The organism is Rhodococcus sp. IEGM 27 (assembly GCF_033142305.1).
Lineage (GTDB): Bacteria > Actinomycetota > Actinomycetes > Mycobacteriales > Mycobacteriaceae > Rhodococcus_F > Rhodococcus_F oxybenzonivorans.
The window spans coordinates 1-4594 of record NZ_JAWLSG010000032.1 but is presented as its reverse complement, the minus strand read 5'-3'; the positions used below and the strand labels follow the sequence as shown (position 1 = coordinate 4594).

The window sequence follows — 4594 nt, the reverse complement described above, 5'->3', positions numbered from 1 at the left end:
GACACACTGTTGAGTTCTCAAAGAACACGCACACACCATCACCACCAGCACACTCGCTAGCCGCTCCGGGGCAACCGTTCCACCTTATCTCCCCGGACGCACCAGCGCAAACCAGTACTCCATGAAAACTATCCGGGGAAGAAGCACAACCATACACGATGGCCGACTTCAAGATTTTTCGCCAGGCACTCCGTACAACCTCGTGTCCCAGCCCTGCGGGCGGAGTCGGTGTCCGTGTCGCTCTGACTTCGAATAAGTTACGCGACAGGGGCGTACATTCCAAATCGCCAGGTCGCACGCGGATTATGACCTTCTGAGAGTTCTCGGCCCCGATGCGGAACCCGAACTCGCCAGTTTCATTTATGTTCTGGCCGAAGCTGGTCGCGCCGAACGAGGCAACCATCCAGCCCGCCGGTGGAGCGGGATTGATCGGACGACATGGTCACCCTCAACAACGAGCCGAGAGCGATCGACACCGCTACAGCTCTTCGGCCTCGGGGCAGCCCAGCCCACGCGATCGGGTAGATGTGAATGCAACGCGGGGGCTCAGTCTTCATCTTCGGCGGCAGTCAAAAGGGTGCCGTCGAAGATGACCGAGCGCCCTTCGTGCGGCCGTCGTTACATCCAACTGCACCCAGTGAAGTGTCGACAACCATGGGAGTCTGCACTCCTGAGGTGAGTACGGGAATCACCAATCGACAGAATGCCGGCTCATTGAGCGCGACGGGGTCGGATGCCTAGCGAAGCAGCGCGGGCAGACCCTCGATGCAGTCACGCTGCCCGCGTATGTCGGCGTCTGCTCTCAGCGTGGTGACTGAGATAACGCACCCGGTGACCGCGGCAAAGGACCAGGACCGAGGAGGCACTCGAACCTTCCAAAGCGGCGCAGCAGACCTCAGTTCCCGCCTTCCGGAGGGGCCAGCGGATTCCAGCGTTGCGGCCGCTGGTATCGACCCAAGCCGCTGATGAGTACGCCGATTCCGACACCCCGGCCGTGCAGGTGACCGTGCCGTTGGTCGGCGCCGGCCTGCAGAAACCAGTCATGAGCGCACACCTCTTCGCGTCATAAACCTCTGGGCGTCTTCAACCTTCCGAGGAGACTTCTCGGCACGCATGGCCAACCGGGTGATGACGGGACGAGGAGTCGGTAGGAGCCTTGAACCGCGCCACCTCAACGACCATAGACAAAGAGACTTTTCGATCTGAGGACATGAAGGCGTCGAGAACCGTTGCCTCATAGTTTGATTGGTTACTCACGGGGAAACGCCGTCGCCTCCAGAGCGCCGGCCCGACACACGAAGAGCGTGATTCCCGAAGCACGTGCAACCAAGGAGGGCGCGGACGCCGACGAAGCTACCGGTCCGGACGATGACCTGCGGCTATCGCGGTGGCTATCGGGTGCTGGCGCATACCCGCGGCGCCGAGAACCCGTTCGCGGGCTACGGTGCCCAGGGTGCGGGATGGCGAAGGCGCGAGCCGGTGGTGTCGGCACACGCAAAACGCGAACCGACCCAGGCAGGGTTTCCGCGGCAATGGATCGAACGCCGGCCAGGGCTTCGATGCTCGCCCTGCCCCCGGTCCCCCAGTCACCGCGGGAAGCAGTTGACCCGGTTGGCCCGCGATCACCACAGGTTGGCCCGCGATCACTACATCCGCCTCGACTCCAACGGCGACACAACAAACATCTGCAACCCCCGATCATGTGAAAGCCACTGCGGCACTGGGCCGGGACCGCAGTGCATTGGTCTACCGACAGGACCGGACCACCGAGATGGATCGCGACTACGACGGAGTGGTGGCTTAATGACCGCGAATATTAGAACGCCGGATCGGGACCCGACAGCGGGGTTGAGCCTCCTCACCCGCGCTCTGAAAGAGCCGACCCTGCGTGGCGTTGCCGGCCGATTGATCGAGCGCGCCCGTCCGAGAACTGGACCCAGGAAGTATTCCTGGTCGCTTGCCTGCAGCGGGAGGTCCGGCCATGGAAGCCACGACGGTGGATCGCAGATGCGGGCGGCGCGATTCCCCGCCCGCAACTCGTTAAAGGCCTTCGACTTCGACTTCGATTACGCCCGCGGCCTCGAGCGAGACACCTTCGCGGACCCGGGAACCCTCGGCTTCGTGACCGCGGAAGGCAACGTGGTCTTCGGACCGCCCGGCACCAGCAAGACTCTTCTGGCGATCGGCTCGCGATCCGCGCCTTCCAGGGTGAGCACCGCTCGATCACCATCGAGCAATAGTCAGAACCTGTGGATCACCCTCGGCGGGTGACCTGAAGCGGGCGCACCTCCCGAACGAGATAGATGCTCCGGCGGCACTGCAGGCCGAGGCCGCCGCGGTGATGCCCCTGCTGTACCTGCATTGCCTGTCGTCCTCGGACTTCGGCCCGGCGTTGGGGCAGTTCCTTGGCAGCAGCAGCGGCCTGTCGACGGCCACCATCACCCGGATGACCAAGCACTGGCAGGAGGAGGCTAAGGCGTTCAACATGCGCTCGCTGACGGACACCGACTTCGTCTGCATGTGGGGGGTCGACGGGATCCACCCGAGGTCCGACTCGAGCAGGACAGGTGTGCCTGCTGGTCATCGTCGCGTGCGTGCTGACGGCACCAAGGAACTGGTCGCCTTCGACGACGGACACCGCGAATTTCGGAGTCCTGGCTCGACCTGCTCCGCTCGTGCAAGCGTCGCAGGTTGCAGGCCCCGGTGCTCGCATCGGCGTCGGCGGTCTCGGGTTCTGGGTTGCCCTGCGGCAGGTGCTCCCCGACACCGGCGAGCAGCGGTTATTGGTTCCACAAGATTGCCAACGTGCTCAACGCGCTGCCCAGGTCCGCCCAGCCTGGCGCAAAGGCTGCACTAGCCGAGATCTGGAACACCAAAGAAAAGGAGCACGCCCGGGGCGCGGCGAAGACGTTCGCCGCCGACTACGCCTCCAAGTGTCCCAAGGCGACCGCAAAGGTCACCGACGACCTCGATGTGCTGCTCGCCTTCTTTCTATGACTACCGGCCGAGCACTGGATCCACCTGCACACCACCCGTTCGAGTCGACCTTCACCACCGTGCGGCTCCGGCACTGAGTCACCAAGGGACCCGGCACCCGCGCGGCCGGTATCGCGAAGGCGTTCACACTCATGAGCCCACCCATCCGGATGGCGTGCCGTGAACGCACCCCACCTCGTCGCCCTCGTCCGCGCCGACGCGAAGTTCGAGAAGGGCATCCTCATCGGAAACCCGACGACCACAAATCAGGAGGTCATCGGCAAGCCGCGTGACACGACTGGTTGCGCGATGGTCAACTCACTATGACGTCGAATCCGCTACTGAGGGGAGCTCCTGATGCGCAGCGTGACCTACTCGATGGCCGTGTCGCTGGACGGCTACGTCGTCGGGCCCGACGGGTCCTTCGACTGGAGCTCACCCGACCAAGAGGTCTTCAACCTGGCCACTGACGAGGTACGCCGGGTCGGCGTCCATCTGCTCGGACGACGGCTGTACGAGACCATGCTGTACTGGGAGACCGCCGACCAGAACCCGTCGCTCGACTACTCAACGCTCGAATTCGCCGCGCTTTGGAGAGGGCTCCCGAAGTTGGTGTTCTCCACCACGCTGTCGGCGGTGCAGGGAAATGCCCGCCTGGCGTCCAGCGGTCTGGCGGATGAGATCGAGCAATTGCGAGCCGAACCGGCGGAGGGCGACATCGCGGTCGGCGGAGCGACTCTCGCCGCCGAGGCGGCCGCGTTGGGGCTCATCGACGAGTACCGGGCCAGGGTCTACCCGGTGCTGCTGGGCGGCGGCCGCACTTTCTTTCCCCAACGCGAGAATCGGGTGGAGCTCGATCTCATCGAGTCCCGCACCCTCAATTCGAAAGTGGTCTACCTCCGCTACCGCGTAGCCCGCTAGCCGACGCGTCCCGCCGAGCACCCACCGGCCGAACCACCGAGGACTAACCAACCAACCCAGGGGGCCAAATTTCGGTTGCCGGAACGAAGTCAGTTTCAGATGCCGCTGGCACCCTCGGCGGTAGCGAAGCCGAGCGCGGAGCTATCGCGTCACAGATGACTGGGACAAATCTCTCTTCGTCCGCGGTTCAAGAGTATGCCGCCGGACGAGATTCACCTCATGGTCTTTCCTGCGCCGCGGATTCCGGCTGCGGCCGAGGCCCGGAACTCTTTGTAGGTCGTGTATGGGTCTGGTCGGCACCACGGTGTCGTGCGCGCGATCGGTACTGGTGCAATGTAGACATTGTCGTAGTCCGACAACGGTTTCGGCCGGCCGCGTCGACTGATGATGCCGGTGACCGCGCATTTACGCCCGAAGGCAGCATCGAATACGACCGTGACCAAGACCGCATTGAACAGAGCCGGCGCACTCGTACGTAACAAACTATCGCCGACAAATCACTGTCTGGCACAACCCCAATCGATTCCATTGATCAAGCGAAACCGGGATTCGAATTGGAAACCATCCCTTGACCGCCCGCGATATATCAAATCCGTCCGGATGCGGCGCGCTCACATACTGGATTTTGTTGTGGAATGCCGGAAGCCCCCCAACAGGTGTTGGGGGGCTTCCGGTAACGGATGTTCGGCGGTGTCCT

General features: G+C 63.3%; 4 protein-coding genes. All 4 read left to right on the top strand.

What is annotated here, in order from left to right:
- Window positions 1–2007 precede the first annotated feature (2007 nt).
- The 4 genes from R4P95_RS33740 (at window position 2008) to R4P95_RS33325 (ending at window position 3897) form a co-directional block, all read left to right on the top strand.
- On the top strand, window positions 2008–2271 hold the full coding sequence (locus R4P95_RS33740) for an ATP-binding protein (RefSeq protein WP_213574383.1): 264 nt from the start codon (window positions 2008–2010) through the stop codon (window positions 2269–2271).
- A gap of 432 nt (window positions 2272–2703) precedes the next feature.
- Window positions 2704–2997, top strand: a complete 294-nt coding sequence (locus tag R4P95_RS33335) for a transposase (protein WP_249354078.1) — start codon at window positions 2704–2706, stop codon at window positions 2995–2997.
- A gap of 159 nt (window positions 2998–3156) precedes the next feature.
- Window positions 3157–3303 carry a hypothetical protein gene (locus tag R4P95_RS33330; protein ID WP_213574385.1) on the top strand — a complete coding sequence of 49 codons (147 nt, stop codon included), beginning with the start codon at window positions 3157–3159 and terminating at the stop codon, window positions 3301–3303.
- 30 nt (window positions 3304–3333) lie between these two features.
- Entirely contained in the window at window positions 3334–3897 is a 564-nt protein-coding gene (locus R4P95_RS33325; protein ID WP_213574387.1) for a dihydrofolate reductase family protein, read from the top strand.
- The last annotated feature ends 697 nt before the right edge of the window (window positions 3898–4594 follow it).

Excerpts from the sequence above, each read along its gene's own strand:
- R4P95_RS33740 (WP_213574383.1), top strand. The coding sequence starts at position 2,008 with ATGCGGGCGGCGCGATTCCCCGCCCGCAACTCGTTAAAGGCCTTCGAC.
- R4P95_RS33325 (WP_213574387.1), top strand. The coding sequence starts at position 3,334 with ATGCGCAGCGTGACCTACTCGATGGCCGTGTCGCTGGACGGCTACGTC.